Raw genomic sequence first — 20,981 nt, 5'->3', positions numbered from 1 at the left:
TTTCCCCGCTTGTGGGGAACAGGTTGGGTGCGCCTGCTCAGCGTAGGTGGGTTGCTGGCCGGCAGCCTATTAAAATCAGTGGCTTACAGTGGTGCAACATGACTATTCACGCCTGGCACGAAGCCTGCTCAAGTCTCTACAAGGGCGTACTTCGCAGACCGGGGAACCGGGCAGTATTGGGGAGTCGACCTTGGTGAACAGAGTATTGGTAGTCGATGACGAACAGACTCTTGCGCAGAACCTGCAAGCGTATCTGCAGGCGCAAGGCCTGGAAGTTCATGTTGCCCACGACGGTGCCAGTGGTATCGAACAGGCTGATAGCCTGGCACCGCAAGTAGTTGTGCTGGATTACCGCCTGCCCGACATGGAAGGTTTTCAGGTTCTGGAGGCTGTACGCAAGAACAGGCAATGCCACTTCGTGCTGATCACCGCCCACCCCACCGTCGAGGTGCGTGAGCGGGCCGCCGAACTCGGTGTGAGTCACGTCCTGTTCAAGCCGTTCCCACTGATGGAGCTGGCGCGTGCGATCTTTGACCTGCTGGGCATCGAGCGCCGGCGCAGGGCCACGGACAACCCGGCCGAAGGGTTCGTCGAACGACGCCAGAACAGGAACGAATCGTTCCCCCTGCAGTTGTACGATGGAAGCTGGGTGTTGGCCGACCGCCGCCGTAATGGCGCCAAGCCACCAGGGCCCGACGACGATCAACTGCTCACAGGGGAATAGCGGCGCCCGCACCCCTGGCCGAGCCAGCCTGCGACGCGCCCCTGAGCGGAGTCGCAGGCCATGCCAGAAGCATTCGATGCAACCCCGGAATCTGCAAAGCCTGCACCGACGTCTTCGCGCGCAGGCCCGCTCCCACAGGATGTATGCAGCCCACAGAGCTGTGATGTACCTGTGGAAGCGGGCACGCCCGTGAAGAACCCAGCAAAAATTTTCGCCTACCCCCGCGAACTGCTGGCCCAGGCCCGTCTGCAAGCCACCGACGAGCGCCTGCTCGACTGCCTGGAACGCCTGGCCTGCGACACCCCCGACACCTTCACCCAGCGCCTGGGCCTGACCCTGCATTACCCGGTACTCGACAGCCACAGCCTGCTGGCCAGCACCCCACGCTTCGACAAGCTGGCCTTGGCCCAGTGCCTCAAGCGCGAATGTGTGCTGATCGAGCAAGGCGGCCAACTGCTGGGCGTGTTCGCCGACCCCTTCGACCACGCCCGCCTGGCCTGGATCGACGACGTACTGCAAGGCGCGCCGCTTTACCTGGCCCACGCCGCCGACCTGGCCACCTTTCTGGCCCGTCATGAAGAAAGCTTCCACGCAGTCGATGCCCTTGACCACGACGCCGACGCCAGCAGCGAAAGCGACCCGCTGCAACGCCTGTCGCTGGCCAGTATCAGCGAAGACCAGAGCCGCGTGGTCAAGCTGGTCAACTCCACCCTGTACGACGCCCTCAAGCTGCACGCCAGCGACATCCACCTGGGCATGACCGGCCAGGGCCTGACCATCAAGTACCGCATCGACGGCGTGCTCAACGGTGCCGGCAAGGCCAGTGGCAGCGCCTTCGCCGACCAGGTGATCTCGCGCATCAAGGTCATGGCCGAGCTGGACATCGGCGAAAAACGCGTGCCCCAGGACGGCCGCTTCAAGGTGGCCGTGGGCGACCGGCAAATCGACTTCCGGGTGTCGATCATGCCTAGCATCTTCGGTGAAGATGCCGTGCTGCGGGTGCTCGACAAGCAGGACTTGTCCGACCGGGTCAGCGGCGTGCAACTGCAAGCCTTGGGCTTTGCCGACGAAACCTTGCGCGCCCTGCGCCGGTTGGCGGCAGAACCCTACGGCATGATCCTTGTCACCGGCCCTACAGGCAGCGGCAAGACCACCACCCTGTACGCCATGATCAGCGAGATCAACCATGGCGTGGACAAGATCATCACCATCGAGGACCCGGTCGAGTATCAACTGCCCGGCGTGCTGCAGATCCCGGTCAACGAGAAGAAGGGCCTGACCTTCGCCCGCGGCCTGCGCTCGATCCTGCGTCACGACCCGGACAAGATCCTGGTCGGCGAAATCCGTGACCCCGACACGGCCCAGATTGCCGTGCAATCGGCGCTCACCGGCCACCTGGTGTTCACCACCATCCACGCCAACAACGTGTTCGACGTGATTGGCCGCTTCAGCCAGATGCAGGTCGACCCCTACAGCTTCGTTTCTGCGCTCAACGCGGTGCTGGCCCAGCGCCTGATTCGCCTGGCCTGCCCGCACTGCGCCACGCCCTGCGAACACGATGACGACACCCTGTATGGCTCAGGCCTGACCCGCGAGGGGGTGGCCGGCTGGACGTTCGTCCGCGTCAAGGGCTGCGGCCACTGCCGTGGCAGTGGTTACCGCGGCCGCAGTGCCATTGCCGAACTGCTGCACCTGGATGACGACCTGCGGCAAATGATCGTGGAGCGCCGCCCGCTGGCGCAGATCAAGACGCTTGCCTGCCAGCGCGGCCTGCGCCTGCTGCGAGCCTCGGCCCTGGACCTGGTCCGCGATGGCCGTACCACCCTTGAGGAGATCAACCGTGTCACATTCATCTGACCGTTACTGCGCCGTATTGGGCGCCGAGGGTGTCGGCCTGGGTCGCTGGCACAACAATCACCACCAATGGCTGGGCAGCCGCGCGTTCAGCAGCGACGCCACCCAACCGGCCTGGGATGCCGCTGTCGACGGGCTGGCCGCACTGCTGGCCGAGCATGCGGTACGTGGCGCCCAGTTGCGGGTGTTGCTGTCGGCCCGCTACAGCCGCTTCTGCCTGGTGCCCTGGAGTGACGCCATCGGCCACCCTCGCGAGCTGGACGCCTATGCCCGCGCTTGCTTCGAAAACCTCTACGGGCAGCCGTTGGACGACTGGCGCATCGTGCTGTCACCGGAGCCTGCCGGTGCCGCCCGCATCGCCACGGCGCTGCCCGAAGCCTTGCTGCAGCGGCTGCAGGCACTGGGCCGGGAAAGCCGTCTGAGCCTGCGCTCGGTGCAGCCATACCTGATGGCTGCCTACAACCGTTGCTGGTCACAGCTGGAGCAGGGTGACTTCCTGTTCGTGCTGGCCGAGCCGCGCCGCAGTGTATTGCTGCTGGCCGCCGGCGGTGCCTGGCAGCAAGTGCTGGCGCAAGGCTGCGCTGACAGCGACCAGGCCCTGCAAGCACTGATCGAGCGTACCTGTGAGCTGTACGGCGAGCACCTGCCGCGGGTGTACCTGCATGCCCCGGGCCGCTGCGACGTGCCGCAACTGGCGGCCGTGCAACTGTGCCAGCCGGCCAGCGAAGCCGACCCGCTGTGCGCCATGTGGCGGGCGGTGGCCTGACATGCGCCGCCTCGACCTGGAATTCCAGCCACGGCGCAGCGGCCCGTTGGTTTGGTCGCTGCTCGTCCTTGCCAGCGCCATGGTCGCCGGCCTGGTGCTGCTGCAGCAACGCTTGCAGACCGAGCAAGTGGCGCTGGAAGCCAGCGTCCATAGCCTGGAACTGCAACTGGGCCGGCGCCCGGCCATTGCACAACCCAAGAACAGCGCTGCCAGCCGGGAGCAGGCTGAGCGCCTGGCACAAATGCGCAGTGTGTCGCAGCAACTGCAGCGCCCTTGGCAGCAACTGTTCGCCATGCTTGAAGCCATGCCGCAGGACGACGTCGCGCTGCTCGGTCTGACGCCGGATGCGCGCAAGGGCCAGGTGCGCATTGCCGCCGAGGCGCGCAACCTCGAAGCGATGCTGCAGTACCACCAGCGCCTGGAAGCCAGCGACGAGCTCAGCGACGTGTCGCTGCTCAACCACGAGGTACTCGCTGCGCGGCCCGAGCACCCGGTGCGCTTCACCCTCACCGCCACCTGGGAGATCGGCCATGCGCGCCCTTGAAACGTTCAGCAGCCTGATCCTCCAGGAGCGCCTGCGCGTTGTCGGCCCGGTAGGCCTGGCTGCCGTAGCCGTAGGCCTGCTCGCCATTGGCGTGGGGTGTGCCGGTGTGCTGCCGCAATGGCAAAGCGTACGCGAACTGCGCGCCAGCGAAGCGCAGGCCAGCGAACAGGTGGGGCGTGTCAAGCGGGGTGAGCTGAAGATTGCGGTCCAGCCCGAGCAGCAGGCCCTCGACAGCCTGCGCCAGCAACTTCCCGGTCAGCCCCAGGCCAGCGAGCTGATCGAGCGTCTGTACCGCCTGGCCAGCGCCGAGCGCATCAGCCTGGCCCGCGGTGAATACGCGCTGGGCATCGACCCCAAAACCCAGCTGGCCCGCTACCAGATCGTGCTGCCAGTGCGCGGCAGCTACCCGCAGATTCGCGGCTTTATCAAGGGCCTGCTCAAGCAACTGCCGACGCTGGTGCTGGAAGACCTTGAGCTGCAACGCAAACGCATCGGCGACAGCGAGCTCAATGCCCGCCTGCGCATGACCCTTTACCTGTCGAGGTCATGATGAACACACAACGTGCAGTCATCTGGGCCGGCTTCCTTGGCGTGAGCGCGGCGCTGGCCTGGGCACCGGACCATTGGTTTGGCCAGGGCGATGGCGTCGCGGCCTTCGCGGGTAAACCCGCGCCTACAACAGAAAGCGCTGCGTCCATGGTCGGCGCGGGCTTACCCGCGAAAGGGCCGGAACAGGCCTCCCGCGACCTGTTCCCAACCCAGCAATGGACCACACCCAAAACCCTGGCCACGGTCACCGAACAACCCGTCATGACGGCACCTGTCGTCGCCGCGGCCCCGACGGCCCCGGAACTGCCTTTCCAGTTCATCGGCCGCATGGGTGACCGCGACGACCTGCAGGTCTTCCTGCAGAGCGGCGAAAAACTCTACGTCGTGCGCCAAGGCGACGTGATCGAAGACACCTATCGCCTCGATCGGGTATCGGCCAGCGAGCTGAACCTGGTCTACCTGCCTTTGCACCAGTCGCAGACCTTGTCTGTCGGGAGCGCACCATGAAGTCGTCAAAGCTGTGCAAGCCTGCTCCGTTTCTGCTCGTGGCGCTGTGCGTGGCCATTGCCGGTTGCGGCTCCAGTGCGGTTCGCCAGGACAGCGACCAGTTGATGAAAGAGGGCCAGTACGAAGCCGGCATCGCCCGCCTGGAAGAGGCCCTGCGCGACGACCCGCGTGACACAGAGCTGAATATCGCCCTGGCCCACAGCCGCCAGGCGGCAGTCGAGGCCCTGATTAGCCAGGCCGACAGCGACCGCGTCCGCCACGACTTCGCCAATGCCCGGATGGGCTATGGCCGGGTGCTCACCCTGGAGCCGAACAACCGCCGCGCCCAGGATGGCATTCGCCAGCTGGAGCTGATCCGCACCCTGGACGAACGCGTAGCGCTTGGCCAGGCGGCGCTGCGCCAGGGCGACCTGTTCGGTGCCGAACGTTACATGCGCGAAGTCTTGCGTCTGGACCCGCAGAACCAGAAGGGCATAACCCTGCGCAGCGACATCGAAAACGTGCAGGCACGCACCGCGCAGCCGTACCCGCAATTGCGCAGCAAGCTTGAGCGGCCGGTCACACTGGAGTTTCGCGATGCCAACCTGAAGACCATCTTCGAAGTGCTGTCGCAGGTGGCCGGCATCAACTTCATCTTTGACAAGGACCTGCGCCCGGACATGAAAGCCACCATCTTCGTGCGTGAGGTGCGCATCGAGGACGCAATAGCGCTGCTGCTGGAACAAAACCAGCTGCGCCAGAAGATCGTCAACGACAACACCGTCATGGTCTACCCCGATTCGCCGCAGAAGACCAAGGACTACCAGGAACTGGTCATGCGTACGTTCTACCTGACCAGCATCGACGCCAACACCGCGTTGAACATGGTCAAGACCATGCTCAAGACCCGCGACGTGTTCGTTGACGAGCGCCTCAACACCCTGACCATGCGCGACACGTCGGACGCGGTGCGCATGGCCGAGAAGCTGCTGCAGTCGCAGGACCAGTCCAACCCCGAGGTGGTGCTGGAAGTGGAGGTGATGGAGGTGGCCACCTCGCGCATCCTCGACCTTGGCCTGCAATGGCCGAACACCTTCGGCGTGCTGAGCGACGATGGCAACCCGGTCAGCGTGCTCGACCAGCTCAAGGGCATCAGTTCCAGCCGCATCAGCATTGCGCCGGCACCGCAGGCCAAGATCAACGCCCAGGACAAAGACATCAACACCCTGGCCAGCCCGGTGATCCGCGTCAGCAACCGCGAGCAAGCGCGCATCCACATCGGCCAGCGGGTACCGATCATCAGCGCCACCTCGGTGCCGTCGACCCAAGGGCCGGTCATTACCGAGAGCGTCACCTACCTGGACGTCGGCCTGAAGCTTGAAGTGCAGCCCACCGTGCACCTGAACAACGAAGTGGCGATCAAGGTGGCGCTCGAGGTCAGTAACGCCACCCCGCTGGAGGCCACCCGCCAGGGCACCATCCCGGTCCAGGTCGACACCCGCAACGCGCAGACCAGCCTGCGCCTGCACGACGGCGAAACCCAGGTACTGGCCGGCCTGGTGCGCAACGACCACAACGCCAGTGGCAACAAGATTCCCGGCCTTGGCGATATCCCGGGCCTGGGCCGGCTGTTCGGCAGCAACAAGGACGACATGAGCAAGAGTGAGCTGGTGCTGGCGATCACCCCGCGCATCGTGCGCAACCTGCCGTACCAGAGCCCGTCGGACATGGAGTTTTCCACGGGCACCGAGTCGGCCATGCAGGTGCGCCAGATGGCGCCACTGCCGCCGATGGACGTACCCGGTAATGCGCCGACCACCGATGAACCGGTCGTGGACAGCCAGATGGCGGTCGCACCGGTCAACGGGAGCCCACGGCCATGAACGCGCGGCGTCGCATGCACGGCTTCAGCCTGATCGAGCTGGTGCTGACCCTGGCACTGCTCGGGTTGCTCGCCAGCATGGCCGCGCCGCTGACCGAAACGGTGGTACGCCGCGGCAAGGAGCAGCAACTGCGCGAGGCGCTGTACCAGATTCGCGACGCCATCGATGCCTACAAGCGGGCCTTCGACGCCGGCTACATCGAGAAGCGCGTGGACAGCAGTGGCTACCCGCCGAACCTGCAGGTGCTGGTAGAGGGCGTGCGCGATGTGCGCAGTGCCAAGGGCGCCAAGTTCTACTTCCTGCGGCGCATCCCGCACGACCCGCTGGTGGCGGCAAAGGATGAAGACGAAGGCGGCTGGGGCTTGCGCGCCTACGACAGCAGCCCCGACAACCCGCGCGACGGCGAAGACGTGTTCGACGTGTATTCCAGGGCCCGCGGCAAAGGCCTGAACAATATCCCTTACGGGCAATGGTGACAGCCATGAAACGCCGTAAAGGCTTCACCCTGATCGAACTGCTGGTGGTGATGGCGATCATCGCCACGCTGATGACCATCGCCATGCCGCGCTACTTCAACAGCCTGGAAAGCTCGCGCGAGGCCACCCTGCGTCAAAGCCTGGCAGTGCTGCGCGAAGCGCTGGACCACTACTACGGTGATACCGGTCACTACCCCGATTCGCTGGAACAACTGGTGGAGCAACGTTACCTGCGCAACACACCGGTCGACCCGATCACCGAGCGCAGCGATGCCTGGCAGCTGGTGCCGCCCCCCGAGGGCGTGGCGGGCGGCGTGGCCGATATCAAGAGCGGTGCCACAGGGAGGGCGCGTGATGGCAGCCTCTTCGCTGAATGGTAAGGCCAACGGCGGCTTCACCTACCTGGGTGTGCTGCTGCTGATAGCGGTCAGCAGCGTGGCCCTGGCTGCCACCGGCACGATCTGGGCGAGCGCCGCCCAGCGCGACCGCGAACGCCAGTTGCTGTGGGTAGGCAGCCAGTACGCCCAGGCCCTGCGCAGCTACTACCGCGCATCCCCCGGGCTGGCCCAGTACCCGCAAGACCTGGCCGACCTGCTGCAGGACAACCGTTTCCCGCAGGCCAAACGGCACATTCGCAGGCTTTACCCTGACCCGATCAGCAACAGCGACGAATGGGGCCTGCTGCGCTCGATCGACGGCCGTATCACTGGCGTCTACAGCCGTTCGGACGCCACCCCTTTCAAGCGCAGTGGCTTCAGCGCCGAATGGAGCGGGTTCGAGGGGATGGAGCACTACAGCGACTGGCAGTTCGTCGCCGAGCAAGCCTTTACCGAAAGTGCACGCGGTGTGCAGACGAATGCAGGCCCGGGAGACACGCCATGAAGCGCCTGACTGCGCTGTGCCTGAGCCTGCTGCTGATGGCTGGGGTGACCACCTGCGCCAAGGCGGGTGCTGAAGACGAGATGCAGGGTTTTATCGTCGACAACACCATCTCGCACATCGGCCACGACTTTTACTACTACTTCGCCGACCGCCTGCGTGCCACCAGCCGTCTGGACTTCAACCTGGTGGTACGCGAACGCCCCGATGCCCGCTGGGGCAGCCTGGTGACGGTGGAATTCGAGCGTGAAGTGGTGTACCGCCGCTTCCTGCCACCCAATACCACCGAGCTCAAGGACGAGGCCGTCGCCGCTGCCGACCTGGTCAAGCAGCAGATCATTCAACGCAAGCTGCAACGCCTGCTACAGGACACCACCGACTTGGAGAGGGACGAGCTATGAATCACCGCATACCCCGTTGCATTGCCGCCTGCCTGCTGGCCAGCGCCTGTGCTGCCCAGGCCACCGAGCTGGTGTACACCCCGGTCAACCCGGCCTTTGGCGGCAACCCGTTGAACGGCACCTGGCTGCTGAACAACGCCCAGGCGCAGAACGACTACGACGACCCGGACCTCAAGGACCGCGCCTCGGCCTTTACCGGCACCACGGCCCTTGAGCGCTTCAGCAACCAGCTGGAGTCGCGGATGTTGTCGCAGTTGCTGGACAACATCAGTAATGGCAACACCGGCAGCATGGCGACCGATGCGTTTCTCATCGACGTCATCGACGATTCCGGGGCCTTGAGCATCAAGGTCACCGATCGTGCCACAGGAGAAATTTCGATCATTGAGGTCAGCGGCCTGAACCCCTGAGAGGGAAGGGCTTTTATGTTGGGGAGAGAACACCATGAAACGTCTGCTGAGCGCGCTGCTGATCCTCACCGCCCTGGGCCTGCAAAGTGGTTGCAGCCTGCGCGAACCCATGTCGGCCGAACAGGACTCGGAAACCCCGACCCTGACCCCTCGGGCCTCGACCTATTACGACCTGATCAACATGCCACGGCCCAAAGGCCGGCTGATGGCCGTGGTGTACGGCTTCCGCGACCAGACCGGGCAATACAAGCCCACCCCGGCCAGCTCGTTCTCCACCAGCGTCACCCAAGGCGCGGCCAGCATGTTGATGGACGCCCTGAGTGCCAGCGGCTGGTTCGTGGTGCTGGAGCGTGAAGGGCTGCAGAACCTGCTGACCGAGCGCAAGATCATCCGCGCATCTCAGAAAAAGCCGGATGTGGCGGAAAACATCATGGGCGAGCTGCCACCGCTGCAGGCCGCCAACCTGATGTTGGAGGGCGGCATCATTGCCTACGACACCAACGTGCGCAGCGGCGGCGAAGGCGCCCGCTATTTGGGCATCGACATCTCCCGCGAATACCGCGTCGACCAGGTCACCGTCAACCTGCGCGCCGTGGACGTGCGCACCGGGCAGGTGCTGGCCAACGTGATGACCAGCAAGACCATCTACTCGGTAGGGCGCAGTGCCGGGGTGTTCAAGTTCATCGAGTTCAAGAAGCTGCTGGAAGCCGAGGTGGGGTATACCACCAATGAACCGGCGCAGCTGTGCGTGCTGTCGGCGATCGAAGCGGCGGTGGGGCACTTGCTGGCGCAGGGGATCGAGCGGCGGCTGTGGCAGGTGGCGGGGGATCCAGCTGATGGCAAGGCCACGGTGGACAAGTTCTTGAGCCAGAATCAGCAGCCTTGATTGACTGTTAGGGAAGCTCTGATCAATTCAGCACAGGCCGCCTGACCTGTGCTGATTTTGCTTGAAAACATTGCGAATTTCAGGTTTCGGGCAACTTGATTGGAGTTTCCCTAAAGCATTTCGAGACTTTAGCTTATTCGATGCAGGCAATAGTATAAGCTACCGGCTAGGCGATCAGCTTTCATTGAGTTAGTGAGAAGTTGAAATGGGATGAGTGCATTCTGTTTCTTATTATTTTTACCTGCTCCTGATAGTTGCGCCCGTGAAGCGCACTTGGCCCGCTGAGTAAAGTAGTAGAACCCACTGTAGGGGGCTCATATAGGTTACGGATCTCAAGCAGTCCACGGTATAGTGGTATGATTTCAGGGTCTGTCGGGGGTTTGCCAAGATATATCGCATCTCTAGCTTGGTCTCGTTGCTGTAGTGTAACTTCGTCGATGCCTGCTAATATTAAGCGGTCTCGGTGCTCCTTTATTACCAGGCGACTGAAATCTTTGCTTCTAACCGAAAAGTAAGCATCACGTGCCGACGCTTTGATCATGACATCTGTGTGTGGTCCCTTGAATATCTCGAGACTCTCCATGGTATAGAGGTTTGGCTTTTTTTTGTTTAATATTTTTATGTAATCATCATACATTAATTGAGATGACCGCAGGTTGGATGCTCTTAAATTTCCTGGCCTTGACGAAGGCGGTAATTTTTGCGCGGCCAGAATTTGTAGTGGCAGAACGCCGGAATGGCCACTTGGATCAACAAAGTTGATCGGATCTCCTTGGCAGTAGGCGTAGCTGTTGATGCCGCCTGATTGAAATGGACTTAAATTGTCCGGCGAACAGAAGCGCATCAAGCGCGGCTTGTATCCGCGCCGACCATTCCCGAGTAAATATCCATCGGATGTTTTATCGAACGGCTGATCGTTGAATGCGAGGGTTGAGTGGTTAGCCGCCATGTGCCAACCATAGGGGGTATAGCGTAGCATCGATCATTGCCCCTGGTTTATTCAATATTGTAGGTATATATAGATTAGTGAATAACGGGCCGCAATCGTTATTTTTAACAGTTGACATATGCTGTTGGGGTGTGCGGGCGCCCGGATTAATCCATGCCAGTTTTACAGTTTTACCTAATATCGCCTCCTGCGCTCAAAGAGGATCTGGTAAGTATGGCCCGCAAGGGGGGACGGTCCCCGAATGAGATGGTGCGGATTGATAGGGAATCGCTCCGGCGTTTTCGTCCAGGCCTCACCGATCACCTTGAAAGGAGTGCGCCATCGCAGCCCTATCGCGACACAAGGCTCCCACATCGGCCGCAGCAGCCGACCAGGAGTGCGATCAGGCAACAGAAGTGTTACTGCGCATGCCCTCAGCTTGAAACCCTTCCCTGACCTCGGTAGTCTTTGTCCGCTGCTGTCAATCCAGCAGTCGGGTTTGGTCACCCGCAATCATCAAGGCGCACAAGCGCCCGCTCTGCGATACAGTTGGCGCTTTTTTGTGCCCGGCTGTTTCGTTTTATGGCGGCTGTGCGTGGGGCGCCTCCGTGCGCGCCGGTTTCCTTGATTCCCGGTTGACCAACCCGCGTACAGTCGCCACCCATTCGTTTGGTCACGTTGTGTGGCGACTCCAGTGAATCAAGGAGCGACACAATGACAAAAGGCTTACCTGATCCTCCTGTACGCGCCACCACGGCGGCCTCCAGTTTCTCCACCTGCGAATGCAGCCATCCACCGTTGTTCGCCGTTCGTTCCGGCGTGGATTACGAAGATGCGCTAGTGCACCTGTCCACGCTGCTGAAAGGGGCGTTTGCGACCAACCTCAAGGCGCTGGAACTGGCCAAGGGCACCTGCCGTGATCTGTTGTTGAGCAATGACCATGGGTTGGATTCGGCCAAGGCGGTGGTGGAGGCGTTGCTGGATGGGGTTGAGAGGCAGCAACTGTCTGGGCGGAAGGCGGCGTCGAGTGCCTGACGGGGCTTGGCTATTGGTGATAGCGATCGATATCCCTGATTGACCTCGAGGGCCTCTTCGCGGGCTCGCCCGCTCCCACAGGTACAGCGCAGTCCTCAGGCTTGGTGCGAACCCTGTGGGAGCGGGCAAGCCCGCGAAGCAGGCGACGCGGTGGATCGCACCGGCGAAGCCGATGATCGTCGGCAAGCCAGCTTCCACAGGGATTGCGCCAGTTTCAAGTAACCTGGCCAGCTACACCCCAATCCATCCACTACCAGATGACGCCCAGCCATTTCTCCCGCACACTGCGGAAAATTCCCAAGCCCGTACCCCGTCACATTGCGGGGCACAGCCGGAGTAGAAAATGGCGCGACAACTTATAACAAACGCCCACGACCCGCTGCACGAATCCCGCGAGGCCCGCCTGAAGCTGGCCAGCGAAGGCGAACTACCGCTGGGCATGCTGCGCGACGAGATCGACGCCTCCTGGCGCCGCAGCCTGGGCCACGGCCTGGACTGCCTGCAGGGCGAACAGGTCGGCCTGGGCCTGGAACAGGGCCATGACCTGCGCCTGCTGCTGGAGCGCAACCGCCTGTTGATCGATGCCGTTACCCCCGAACTCGACTACCTGGTCGCGCGCCAGGGCAAGGCTGGCATCGTCATCCTCGGCGATGCCCAGGCCAACGTGCTGGCCATCGAAGGCCAGAAGCACGTGCTGCAACGCGAAGGCCTGCGCGATCTGCACCCGGGCAGTTGCTGGAGCGAATCGCTGCGCGGCACCAATGCCATCGGCACGGCCGTGGTCGAAGGCCGGCCGACGCTGATCAACTGCGGCGAACATTACCTAGACCGCCTGAGCCCGTTCTCCTGTACTTCCGTGCCACTGCGCGACCCGAGCGGCGAGGTGATCGGCGTGCTCGACATCACCCGCGAAGGGGTGATGGCGCAACCGCAGGACAGCCTGTCGACCCTGATGCTGGCGGCCGGCAACATTGAAAGCCGCCTGTTTGGCCTGTGCCACCCGGACCAGTTGGTGCTGGCCTTCCACAGCCGCCCGCAGTACCTCAACAGTGCCTGGCACGGCCTGCTGGCCCTGAGCCTGGACGGCGAAGTGCTGGCTGCCAACGACAGTGCCTGCCAGCTGTTGCAGGTGCCGCGTCACGAACTGATTGGTCGGCGCAGCACCGACCTGCTGGGCGAACGTTCCCCGGCCTTTATCGCTCGCCTGTGGCAGGGTGGGGTCAGCAGCGTGCAGACCGCCAAGGGCGAGTTCTATTTCCGTGCCCTACAGCTGCCGCGCCATGGCCGGGTAACCTCCAGCACACCATCCAGCAAGCCGGCCTTGAGCAAACAGTCACCTGCACTCGATGCTCTGGCCGGAGGTGATCAACGCCTGGCGCGCAACCTGCGCATGGCTCGCCAGGGGCTGGGCAATGGTTTGCCAGTGCTGCTGCTGGGCGAAACCGGTACCGGCAAGGAAGTGGTCGCTCGCGCCTTGCACCAGGCCAGCCCGCGTGCCGACAAACCGTTTGTGGCAGTCAACTGCGCGGCCATTCCCGAAGGGCTGATCGAGTCCGAGCTGTTCGGCTACCGTGAGGGCGCCTTCACCGGTTCGCGCCGGGGCGGCATGGTCGGGCGGCTGATGCAGGCCCATGGTGGCACGCTGTTCCTCGACGAAATCGGCGACATGCCGCTGGCCCTGCAAGCACGCCTGCTGCGGGTACTGCAGGAGCGCCGCGTAGCACCCTTGGGGGCGGGTGACGAGCAGGACATCGACGTGGCGCTGATCTGCGCCACCCACCGCGACCTCAAGCGCCTGGTGCAGGAGCAGCACTTCCGTGAAGACCTGTTCTACCGGGTCAACGGTGTGTCGCTGCGCCTGCCGGCCCTGCGCGAACGTGAGGACCTGGCGGCGATCATCCAGGGCCTGCTGGACAAGGCCGATGCGCGTGGCGTAACCCTCGACCCGGCGTTGACCGCGTTGCTCGAAGGCTTCGACTGGCCAGGCAACATCCGCCAGCTGGAAATGGTGGTGCGCACCGCCCTCGCCATGCGCGAGGATGGCGAGCAGGTGCTGACCCTCGATCACCTTACCGACTGCCTGCTGGACGAACTCGCCAGCAGCGCAGCGCCCTCCGGCAGCCTCAAGGACAGTGAACTGGAACAGATTCGCGGTGCTCTGGCGCGCCACCAGGGCAACGTCTCGGCCGCCGCCGCGGCACTGGGTATCAGCCGGGCGACGCTGTACCGCAAGCTCAAGCAGTTGCGCGGCTGACGTGGGCGGCCTGTTCGCAAGGCTGGTGGATTCCAGCGACCCTGTACTCATGCGCCAGGCGTTGGCCTGGCTGTATGGTTTCGTGCGCCCACACCGACGTGCCATCGGCCTGTTGCTCGGCTTGTCGCTGGGTGCATCGCTGCTGGCGCTGGCGCAACCCTGGCTGGTCAAGACCCTGATCGATGAGGGGCTGCTGGCCAAGGATTACCAGACGCTTTGGCACATGGCGGCAATCATGATCGGCGCGGGCCTGCTGGGCACGGTGCTGGCCGGCGTCAACCGCTACCTGCATACGCGCCTGTCGGGGCGCATCCTGTTCGCCTTGCGCGATGACCTTTACCGCCATCTGCAGCAGTTGTCACCGACCTTCTACGGGCGGCGGCGTATCGGCGACATCCTTTCGCGGCTGGATGGCGATGTGGCAGAGATCCAGCGCTTTGCCGTGGACTCGCTGTTCTCGGCGGTGTCGGCGGTGATCGGCCTGGTGGGTGCGGTGACGTTGATGCTGATGCTGTCGTGGCAGTTGTCCCTGTTGCTGGCGGTGCTGGTGCCGATCGAGGTGCTGTGGCTGCGCTGGATGCGGCGCAAGGTGGAGCGCGAAGTGCGCAACTTGCGTGAGCGCTCGGCGGATGTGTCGTCGTTCCTGGTCGAGACCCTGCCGGCGATGAAGTTCATTCAGGCGGCCGGCCAGCAAGGCCGGGAAGCAGGGCGCCTGGACCAGCTTGGGCAAGGTTACCTGCGCCAGTTGCTGAAGGTGCAGGTGACCGAATTCTTCACCCAGGCCATCCCCGGCACGCTCACCTCGTGGTGCCGTGCCTGTGCGTTCCTGGTCGGTGGCTGGTGGGTGATCCAGGGTACCTGGCAACTGGGCGCGTTGATCGCTTTTTCTACTTACATGGGCATGGCGGTTGGGCCGGTGCAGAGCCTGTTGGGCTTGTACGTGGCGGTGCAGCGCATGGCTGTCAGCCTGGGAAGGGTGATGGAATTGAAGCAGGAAGCGGTAGCGGTACATCAGACCGCCAACTCGCAGCCCATCCCCGATGGCCCGGGCGAGTTGCGCCTGGAGGCGCTGAGCTTTGCCCATGAGGGGCGCCAGGGTGCGGTTCTGAACAACGTGCGGGTGAGCATCCCGGGTGGCCTGAAAGTCGCCATCAGCGGTGCCTCCGGGGTGGGCAAGTCAACCCTGATCGACCTGCTGCAGCGCTTCTACGACCCGGACGCCGGGCGCATCCTGCTGGACGGCGTCGACCTGCGCGACCTTGACCTGGCTGCGCTGCGCAGGCGAATCGCCGTGGTCAGCCAGGACATCGTGCTGTTCCGTGGCACCCTGGCGCAGAACCTGGCTTATGGCGTGCCCGAGGCCAGCCGTGATGAACTGGAACGGGTGGTGCGCCTGGCGCGGCTGGACAGCCTGGTCGACAGCCTGCCGCTGGGCCTGGATGGCTTGCTGGGCGAGCGCGGCCAGCAGTTGTCCGGGGGGCAGAAACAACGCATCGCCATTGCTCGTGCAGTGTTGCAGGCCCCGGCAATTCTGGTGCTGGACGAGGCCACTTCGGCGGTGGATGAGGCCACCGAACGTGAAGTGATCGCGGCCATCGACCAGCTGTTCGCCGGCCGCACACGCATCCTGATCAGCCACCGGGCTTCGACCCTGGCCGATGCCGACCTGCATCTGCAACTGCATGACGGCCAGTTGCAGGTACTGGCGCAGGAGGTGATCAAACATGGGCACTGACGTGCGCGTTGGCATCATCGACAGCGGCTGCTCGCCGGAGCAGGCCAACGGCTTGCGGGACGCCCGCCGTTTCTGGCTGGAAGACGGCCAGTTGCGCGAAGGTGAAATGCTCCCCGACCAGCTTGGGCACGGCAGTGCGGTGCTCGCCAGCTTGCAACAGCAGGCTGGTCCTGTGTCGGTGCTGGTGGCTCAGGTGTTCAGTGCCCAGGCCAGCACCAGTGCGTTGCAGGTGGCAGCCGCATTGCTGTGGCTGGTGGAGTCGGGGGCCGCGCTGGTCAACCTGAGCCTGGGTTTGCAGCAGGACCGGCCCGTGCTGCACCAGGCCTGTGCCGAGGCGTTGGCCGCAGGTGTGCTGTTGTGTGCATCGAGCCCGGCGCAGGGGGGGCCGGTGTTCCCGGCCAGCTACCCGGGTGTCATTCGGGTCACTGGCGATGCCCGCTGTGCACCGGGCCAGTGGTCGTGGCTGGGTACTCGACAGGCGGATTTTGGCGCTTACGTGGGGGCGGGTGAGCGGGCGGGTGCGAGCCTGGGTTGTGCGGCGTTGAGCGGGAAGATTGCCGCCTTGCTGCGTGATGCCCAGGGAATGGACCGCCAGCAAGTGCATGACTGGTTGCGTGAACATGCGGCCTTCAAAGGGCCCGAGCGGCGAGGTGGCCGCCATGGCTGAGTTGCGCATTGTGGTGCTGGGTGCCGGCCCTGCGGGTGCCGCCACGGCCATTGGCTTGCGGCGGCTGGGTTACACCGTGACAGTGGTATCGGAGTGGCGCCGTTTCGCGGCAGTTGAAGGCGTTTCGCAGCGGGTGCTGGAGGGCTTGCGTCACGCAGGCCTTGGCGGGGCCTTGAGCCAGGCGGCCATGCCGGCCACTCGCCAGGTGCTCTGGAACGGCCAGCACCTTCACATGAACCAGGAGTTTTTGCTCGACCGGCAACGCTTTGACCAGGCGCTGCGCGAAGACCTTCAGCGCGCAGGCGTGAGTGTGGTCGAGGGGCGGGTGCGTGAGGTCGTGCAGGGGGGCGGTCATCATGTGCGCCTGGACGATGGGCAGGTGCTGACTGCTGATTTCCTGGTCGAGGCCCGAGGCCGTCAGGCACCCCTGGCCGCAGACCGCTTGCGTGGGCCGGAAACGGTCAGCCTGCTCAATGTCTGGCAGGGTAGCCCGGGTGCGCCTGCGTCGGCGGTGGAGAGCCTGGAGGATGGCTGGGCGTGGATGGCACGGCTGGAGGATGGCCGCTGTTACTGGCAAGTCACCCAGGACGCGGCCGGGCTGCCGGGAAAGGCTGGGCTGGCAGCGTACTGCGTGGCGTTGCGGGGCCGCAGCGCGCTGGTCGCTGAACTGTTCGACGATCAGGCATTGATACCGGCACAGGTGCATGCACGCAGCAGTACCGCCATTCTGGCGGGTGAATGTGTCGGGCAGGACTGGATCCGGGTGGGGGATGCCGCCATGGCCATTGACCCGCTGTCGGGCAACGGGATTTTTCAGTCGCTCTCTTCGGCATTGCAGGCGCCGGTGGTGATCAATACGTTGCTGCGCAGGCCTGAGCGGGCCGAGCTGGCGCGGCAGTTTCACCAGCAGCGGGTCGAGCAGCTGTTCTTGCGTTTTGCCCGCATTGGCCGGGATTTCTATGCCCAGGAACAAAGCCGGGTGGGGCAACCGTTCTGGGCCCGGCGCCAGGGTTGGCCGGATGCGCAACCCCTGCATCAGGCGGCTGATTGGCAAGCGGTCCGGGTTGAGCGGCGGCCGGTGCTGCGTGACGGGCTGGTGGATGAAGCCGAGGTCGTGGTGACGGCGGATCAGCCGCTGGGGGTTTGGCATTTGCAGGGGGTGGAACTGGCGCCTGTGGTGCGACAAATACGCAGTGGGCGGCCTTTTGAGGCAGTGTTGTCGGGGCTTGCGAGTGAACAGCAGAGAATAGTGCGGCGGTGGCTAGGGGAGCAGGGGTTGGTTTGAGATTGTCGGGGCCGCTTTGCGGCCCATCGCGACGCAAGGCCGCTCCCACAGGGATGGACTGCCCCCAAGAAGTTGGACACCAATCCAACCCTTGGGAGCCGGTCCACCCTGTGGGAGCGGCCTTGCGTCGCGATGGGCTGCGAAGCAGCCCCAGGATGTCGGATCAGAAAAAGGTCCCGACAATCAACTGCAGGTAAGTCCCGGTATCCCGCCCGCCCAACTGCGTACCGCCATTGGCCGCACTGCGCTCCGGTTTGTAGAACCCCACCACCGGGCTGATCAGCAGGTGGTCGTTGACCATCCATTCCACATACAGGTCCAACTCGCGCCCGCCAAGGTTGCCCTGGTCGGTGTCCAGCGTGTCGAAGTCGAAGTACAGCGCGCCGACGGTCAGGTTGTCCCGTGGCTTGCCCTTCAGCGCTACATGGTGCACTTGGCTGTTCTTGTTGAACGGACCGGCATAGTTGGCTGCCACTTCACCCTGGAACCAGGTGCCGTAACCCCGGCTGAGGCCATAGAACAGCGGGTCGAAGCCTTCGGAGAAGCGGCTGTAGCGGTAGGTGGCGGTGGGTGACCAGGGCAGTTGGGAGAAGGTCCAGTTGCCCTCCAGGTACCAGGCATTCTCGCGCCCGCCGGTCTTGTCCTGGGTCACGTACTCGGCGGCCAGCTCCAGGTCTTTGACGCCCAGGTTGCCGCGCCCGCGCAGGCTGGCGGTGTCCATGCCGTCACGGTGTTCCAGGCCCATGATCTGCGCGTAGCGCGGGTCCACGTCGAGGCCGCGGATCCAGCTCAGGCCGACGGTACCGGTATCGGCGACGTGCTCCAGGTTGGCGACCGCCAGGGAAGTGTCGGCCTGGTAATGGTTGTCGGACTTCAACCACATCAGGTTACCGCGCCAGCCCTGGTTGCCGCCCAGGCGCAGCACGGCGGTGCGGTCGAAGGCCTTGCGCGCGGCCAGGTAGTAGGCACCGCCGCGGTCGAAGTTGGCCCCCAGGTCGACCTTGCCCAGGTTGACCGGGTCACCCTGGATCAGGAAACCATCACCCAGGGTGACGACCTGGCGGCCACCGGAAATGTCCACGCCATCTTCGCCCAGCGCCGGAAACAGGTTGGCCGAGCGCCAGCCCAAATACAGGTCTTCGATGGCGGTGCGACGTTCGTCACCCAGGGTCAGGCCGGCGGCGTCGCCATCGCCCCAGGTGGCGGAACTGAGCAGGCTGAAGGCGCCGTAGAGGGTGCCGCTATCGGCCAGGGTCTGGCTGCCGCTGAGGCCGTATTTGACGTAGCCTTCCTGCCAGGCGGTGCTGCCGGGTTGGCGGTTGCCGGCCTGGTTGAAGCTTTCGTCGCTGTGGAAGACGCCGAACAGGGCTTCGAGGTTGGCGTTGAGGGTGGTGCCATCGTGGTTGTACAGCTCGTAGGCTTGGCTGGCGGGGGCGGTTAACAGCAGGGCCAATGTGCAGGCGAGTGTGTGCCTCATGGGTTTGCTCCATGGTTTTTATTGTTGTTTTTTTGTTGCCTGTGCCGGCCTCTTCGCGGGTGACCCCGCGCCTACAAGGCACGTGATACCGGGTGTAGGAGCGGGTTCACCCGCGAAGAGGCCGGCACAGGAAAAAGGATCAGAGCTTGATCAACACCGATTTCAGCTCGGTGTAGTGCTCGATGGCCGCTGAGCCCATCTCACGACCAACGCCAGACATCTTGTAGCCACCAAACGGCAGCGCCGGGTCCAGCGCGCTGTGGCAGTTGACCCACACCGAGCCGGACTTGATGCGCGGAATCATGCGGTGCACGGCGGCCAGGTCGTTGGACCAGATACTTGCACCCAGGCCGTAGGGATTGTCGTTGGCCATGCCGATCACTTCGTCGATGTCATCGAATGGCATCGCCACCAGCACCGGCCCGAAGATTTCTTCCTGCACCAGGCGGTGACGCTGGTCCACATCGACAATCACCGTCGGCTTGACGAAGTAACCAGGCCCGAAACCTTCACCCCCGCAGGCGATGGTGGCGCCCAGTTCGCGGCCGAGCTCGATGTAGCCGGTGACGCGGTCCTGCTGCTTGGCTGAAATCAGCGGGCCCATCTGCACCGCCGGGTCCAGCCCGTTGCCCAGCTTCATGGCATTGGCAATTGCGGCGATGTCGGCCACCACATTGTCGAAGTGCTTGCGGTGCACATACAGCCGCGAGCCTGCGCAGCACACCTGGCCCTGGTTGAAGAAGATGGCCGTGGCCGCACCGGCTGCGGCTTCCTGCAGGTTGGCGTCGGGCATGACGATGGTCGGCGACTTGCCGCCCAGTTCCAGGGTGACGCGGGTCATGTTGTCCATGGCCGCCTTGCCGATCAGCTTGCCGACCTCGGTGGAGCCGGTGAAGGTCAGTTTGTCTACGCCGGGATGGCGGCTGAGCGCGGCGCCGGCGTTCAGGCCGGTACCGGTAACCACGTTGAACACACCGGCCGGGTAGCCGGCCTCGTCGACCAGCTCGGCCAGCTTGAGCACGCTCAGTGGGGTTTCATCGGCAGGCTTGAGCACCACGGTGCAGCCGGTGGCCAGTGCCGGGCCGAGCTTCCAGCAGGCCAGCAGCAGTGGGAAGTTCCAGGCGACGATGGCGCCAACCACGCCCACTGCCTCACGGCGCACGAAGCCGTGGAACTGGTCGTTGGGCATCAACGGCATGGACGCTTCGACGGTGCTACCCTCGATCTTGGTGGCCCAGCCTGCCATATAGCGCAGGAAGTCGATAGCCAGTTGCACGTCCATCACCTGGGCCACGGCGGCGCTCTTGCCATTGTTCAGGCATTCCAGTTCGGCCAGCTGACGTGCATCGCGCTCCATCAGGTCGGCCAGGCGCCACAGCAGGTTCTGCCGCTCGCGTGGGCGCATGCGGCTCCAGGGCGAGTCGTCGAAGGCCTGGCGCGCAGCGCGCACGGCGCGGTCGACATCTTCGGCCTCGGCGGCCGGCACTTCACCCAGCACTTCGCCGGTGGCCGGGTTGCGAAACGACAGGGTGCGACCGCTGGCGGCGTCCTGCCAGTCGGCACCGATGCGCATCTTCAGCTTGCGTTCGAGAAAGGCGCGGGTGGCGGGCAGGATGGGCAGTTCGGAAAGCATGGGGCTGTGCCTCTTGTCATTGGATGTGACGGGCACTGGCGCAATGGCCGTGCCAACCTGGGCCGATGGCCGCAAAGCGTTGTGGGCGTTGGGTTTTGCCTGAGCGCAA

General features: G+C 64.0%; 21 protein-coding genes. 18 read left to right on the top strand and 3 right to left on the bottom strand.

What is annotated here, in order from left to right:
* The first annotated feature begins 190 nt into the window (after positions 1 to 190).
* Genes ACF8Q6_RS00550 through ACF8Q6_RS00490 form a run of 13 tightly spaced genes read left to right on the top strand, consistent with a single transcriptional unit; the run spans position 191 to position 9,858 of the window.
* On the top strand, positions 191 to 724 hold the full coding sequence (locus tag ACF8Q6_RS00550) for a response regulator (RefSeq protein ID WP_017148304.1): 534 nt from the start codon (positions 191 to 193) through the stop codon (positions 722 to 724).
* A 60-nt stretch (positions 725 to 784) separates the two neighbouring features.
* A complete protein-coding gene (locus ACF8Q6_RS00545) occupies positions 785 to 2,581 on the top strand; it encodes a GspE/PulE family protein (RefSeq protein ID WP_392489652.1) in 1,797 nt (598 codons plus the stop codon).
* A complete protein-coding gene (locus ACF8Q6_RS00540) occupies positions 2,565 to 3,344 on the top strand; it encodes a hypothetical protein (RefSeq protein WP_143493749.1) in 780 nt (259 codons plus the stop codon). The genes ACF8Q6_RS00545 and ACF8Q6_RS00540 overlap by 17 nt, the downstream gene beginning before the upstream one ends.
* Position 3,345: 1 nt before the next feature.
* Complete coding sequence (locus tag ACF8Q6_RS00535) at positions 3,346 to 3,888, top strand: pilus protein (RefSeq protein WP_014859950.1); 543 nt, start codon at positions 3,346 to 3,348, stop codon at positions 3,886 to 3,888.
* A complete protein-coding gene (gene pilO / locus ACF8Q6_RS00530; protein WP_392489651.1) occupies positions 3,875 to 4,438 on the top strand; it encodes a type 4a pilus biogenesis protein PilO in 564 nt (187 codons plus the stop codon). The genes ACF8Q6_RS00535 and pilO overlap by 14 nt, the downstream gene beginning before the upstream one ends.
* Entirely contained in the window at positions 4,438 to 4,944 is a 507-nt protein-coding gene (locus ACF8Q6_RS00525) for a hypothetical protein (protein ID WP_392489650.1), read from the top strand. The genes pilO and ACF8Q6_RS00525 overlap by 1 nt, the downstream gene beginning before the upstream one ends.
* Positions 4,941 to 6,806: a secretin N-terminal domain-containing protein gene (locus tag ACF8Q6_RS00520; RefSeq protein WP_161774035.1), complete on the top strand. Its 1,866-nt coding sequence runs from the start codon at positions 4,941 to 4,943 to the stop codon at positions 6,804 to 6,806. The genes ACF8Q6_RS00525 and ACF8Q6_RS00520 overlap by 4 nt, the downstream gene beginning before the upstream one ends.
* Complete coding sequence (locus tag ACF8Q6_RS00515) at positions 6,803 to 7,282, top strand: prepilin-type N-terminal cleavage/methylation domain-containing protein (protein ID WP_019751811.1); 480 nt, start codon at positions 6,803 to 6,805, stop codon at positions 7,280 to 7,282. The genes ACF8Q6_RS00520 and ACF8Q6_RS00515 overlap by 4 nt, the downstream gene beginning before the upstream one ends.
* 5 nt (positions 7,283 to 7,287) lie before the next feature.
* On the top strand, positions 7,288 to 7,662 hold the full coding sequence (locus ACF8Q6_RS00510; RefSeq protein ID WP_014859946.1) for a type II secretion system protein: 375 nt from the start codon (positions 7,288 to 7,290) through the stop codon (positions 7,660 to 7,662).
* Positions 7,637 to 8,164, top strand: a complete 528-nt coding sequence (locus ACF8Q6_RS00505; RefSeq protein ID WP_003247967.1) for a type II secretion system protein — start codon at positions 7,637 to 7,639, stop codon at positions 8,162 to 8,164. The genes ACF8Q6_RS00510 and ACF8Q6_RS00505 overlap by 26 nt, the downstream gene beginning before the upstream one ends.
* Positions 8,161 to 8,562, top strand: a complete 402-nt coding sequence (gene csgE / locus ACF8Q6_RS00500; protein ID WP_003247969.1) for a curli production assembly/transport protein CsgE — start codon at positions 8,161 to 8,163, stop codon at positions 8,560 to 8,562. The genes ACF8Q6_RS00505 and csgE overlap by 4 nt, the downstream gene beginning before the upstream one ends.
* On the top strand, positions 8,559 to 8,972 hold the full coding sequence (locus ACF8Q6_RS00495; protein WP_003247970.1) for a curli assembly protein CsgF: 414 nt from the start codon (positions 8,559 to 8,561) through the stop codon (positions 8,970 to 8,972). Before csgE ends, ACF8Q6_RS00495 begins: the two co-directional genes overlap by 4 nt.
* Before the next feature lie 34 nt (positions 8,973 to 9,006).
* On the top strand, positions 9,007 to 9,858 hold the full coding sequence (locus tag ACF8Q6_RS00490) for a CsgG/HfaB family protein (protein WP_185280267.1): 852 nt from the start codon (positions 9,007 to 9,009) through the stop codon (positions 9,856 to 9,858).
* A 181-nt stretch (positions 9,859 to 10,039) separates the two neighbouring features.
* Here the strand turns inward: ACF8Q6_RS00490 and ACF8Q6_RS00485 are convergent, their stop codons facing one another.
* On the bottom strand, positions 10,040 to 10,837 hold the full coding sequence (locus tag ACF8Q6_RS00485; RefSeq protein ID WP_392489649.1) for an RHS repeat-associated core domain-containing protein: 798 nt from the start codon (positions 10,835 to 10,837) through the stop codon (positions 10,040 to 10,042).
* 747 nt (positions 10,838 to 11,584) lie between these two features.
* Here ACF8Q6_RS00485 and ACF8Q6_RS00480 point away from each other — a divergent pair.
* The 5 genes from ACF8Q6_RS00480 to ACF8Q6_RS00460 all read left to right on the top strand — a co-directional run bounded on the left by ACF8Q6_RS00480 (position 11,585) and on the right by ACF8Q6_RS00460 (position 17,762).
* Complete coding sequence (locus ACF8Q6_RS00480) at positions 11,585 to 11,821, top strand: hypothetical protein (RefSeq protein ID WP_392489654.1); 237 nt, start codon at positions 11,585 to 11,587, stop codon at positions 11,819 to 11,821.
* A 343-nt stretch (positions 11,822 to 12,164) separates the two neighbouring features.
* Positions 12,165 to 14,075, top strand: coding sequence for a sigma-54-dependent Fis family transcriptional regulator (locus ACF8Q6_RS00475; protein WP_392489648.1), 1,911 nt, complete (start codon positions 12,165 to 12,167; stop codon positions 14,073 to 14,075).
* A gap of 1 nt (position 14,076) precedes the next feature.
* A complete protein-coding gene (locus ACF8Q6_RS00470; protein WP_392489647.1) occupies positions 14,077 to 15,810 on the top strand; it encodes an ABC transporter ATP-binding protein in 1,734 nt (577 codons plus the stop codon).
* Positions 15,800 to 16,477, top strand: a complete 678-nt coding sequence (locus tag ACF8Q6_RS00465) for a peptidase S8 and S53 subtilisin kexin sedolisin (RefSeq protein WP_392489646.1) — start codon at positions 15,800 to 15,802, stop codon at positions 16,475 to 16,477. The genes ACF8Q6_RS00470 and ACF8Q6_RS00465 overlap by 11 nt, the downstream gene beginning before the upstream one ends.
* The gene (locus ACF8Q6_RS00460; RefSeq protein ID WP_392489645.1) at positions 16,470 to 17,762 is read left to right on the top strand and encodes an NAD(P)/FAD-dependent oxidoreductase; all 1,293 of its coding nucleotides are present in this window, start codon (positions 16,470 to 16,472) and stop codon (positions 17,760 to 17,762) included. The genes ACF8Q6_RS00465 and ACF8Q6_RS00460 overlap by 8 nt, the downstream gene beginning before the upstream one ends.
* A gap of 163 nt (positions 17,763 to 17,925) precedes the next feature.
* Here the strand turns inward: ACF8Q6_RS00460 and ACF8Q6_RS00455 are convergent, their stop codons facing one another.
* Positions 17,926 to 19,239: a hypothetical protein gene (locus ACF8Q6_RS00455; protein ID WP_392489430.1), complete on the bottom strand. Its 1,314-nt coding sequence runs from the start codon at positions 19,237 to 19,239 to the stop codon at positions 17,926 to 17,928.
* A 139-nt stretch (positions 19,240 to 19,378) separates the two neighbouring features.
* The gene (locus ACF8Q6_RS00450) at positions 19,379 to 20,872 is read right to left on the bottom strand and encodes an aldehyde dehydrogenase (RefSeq protein WP_003248002.1); all 1,494 of its coding nucleotides are present in this window, start codon (positions 20,870 to 20,872) and stop codon (positions 19,379 to 19,381) included.
* Positions 20,873 to 20,981 lie beyond the last annotated feature (109 nt).

This window comes from Pseudomonas sp. GLN_2, assembly GCF_043106005.1.
GTDB lineage: Bacteria > Pseudomonadota > Gammaproteobacteria > Pseudomonadales > Pseudomonadaceae > Aquipseudomonas > Aquipseudomonas alloputida.
This window is presented reverse-complemented; position numbering and strand designations above follow the sequence as displayed.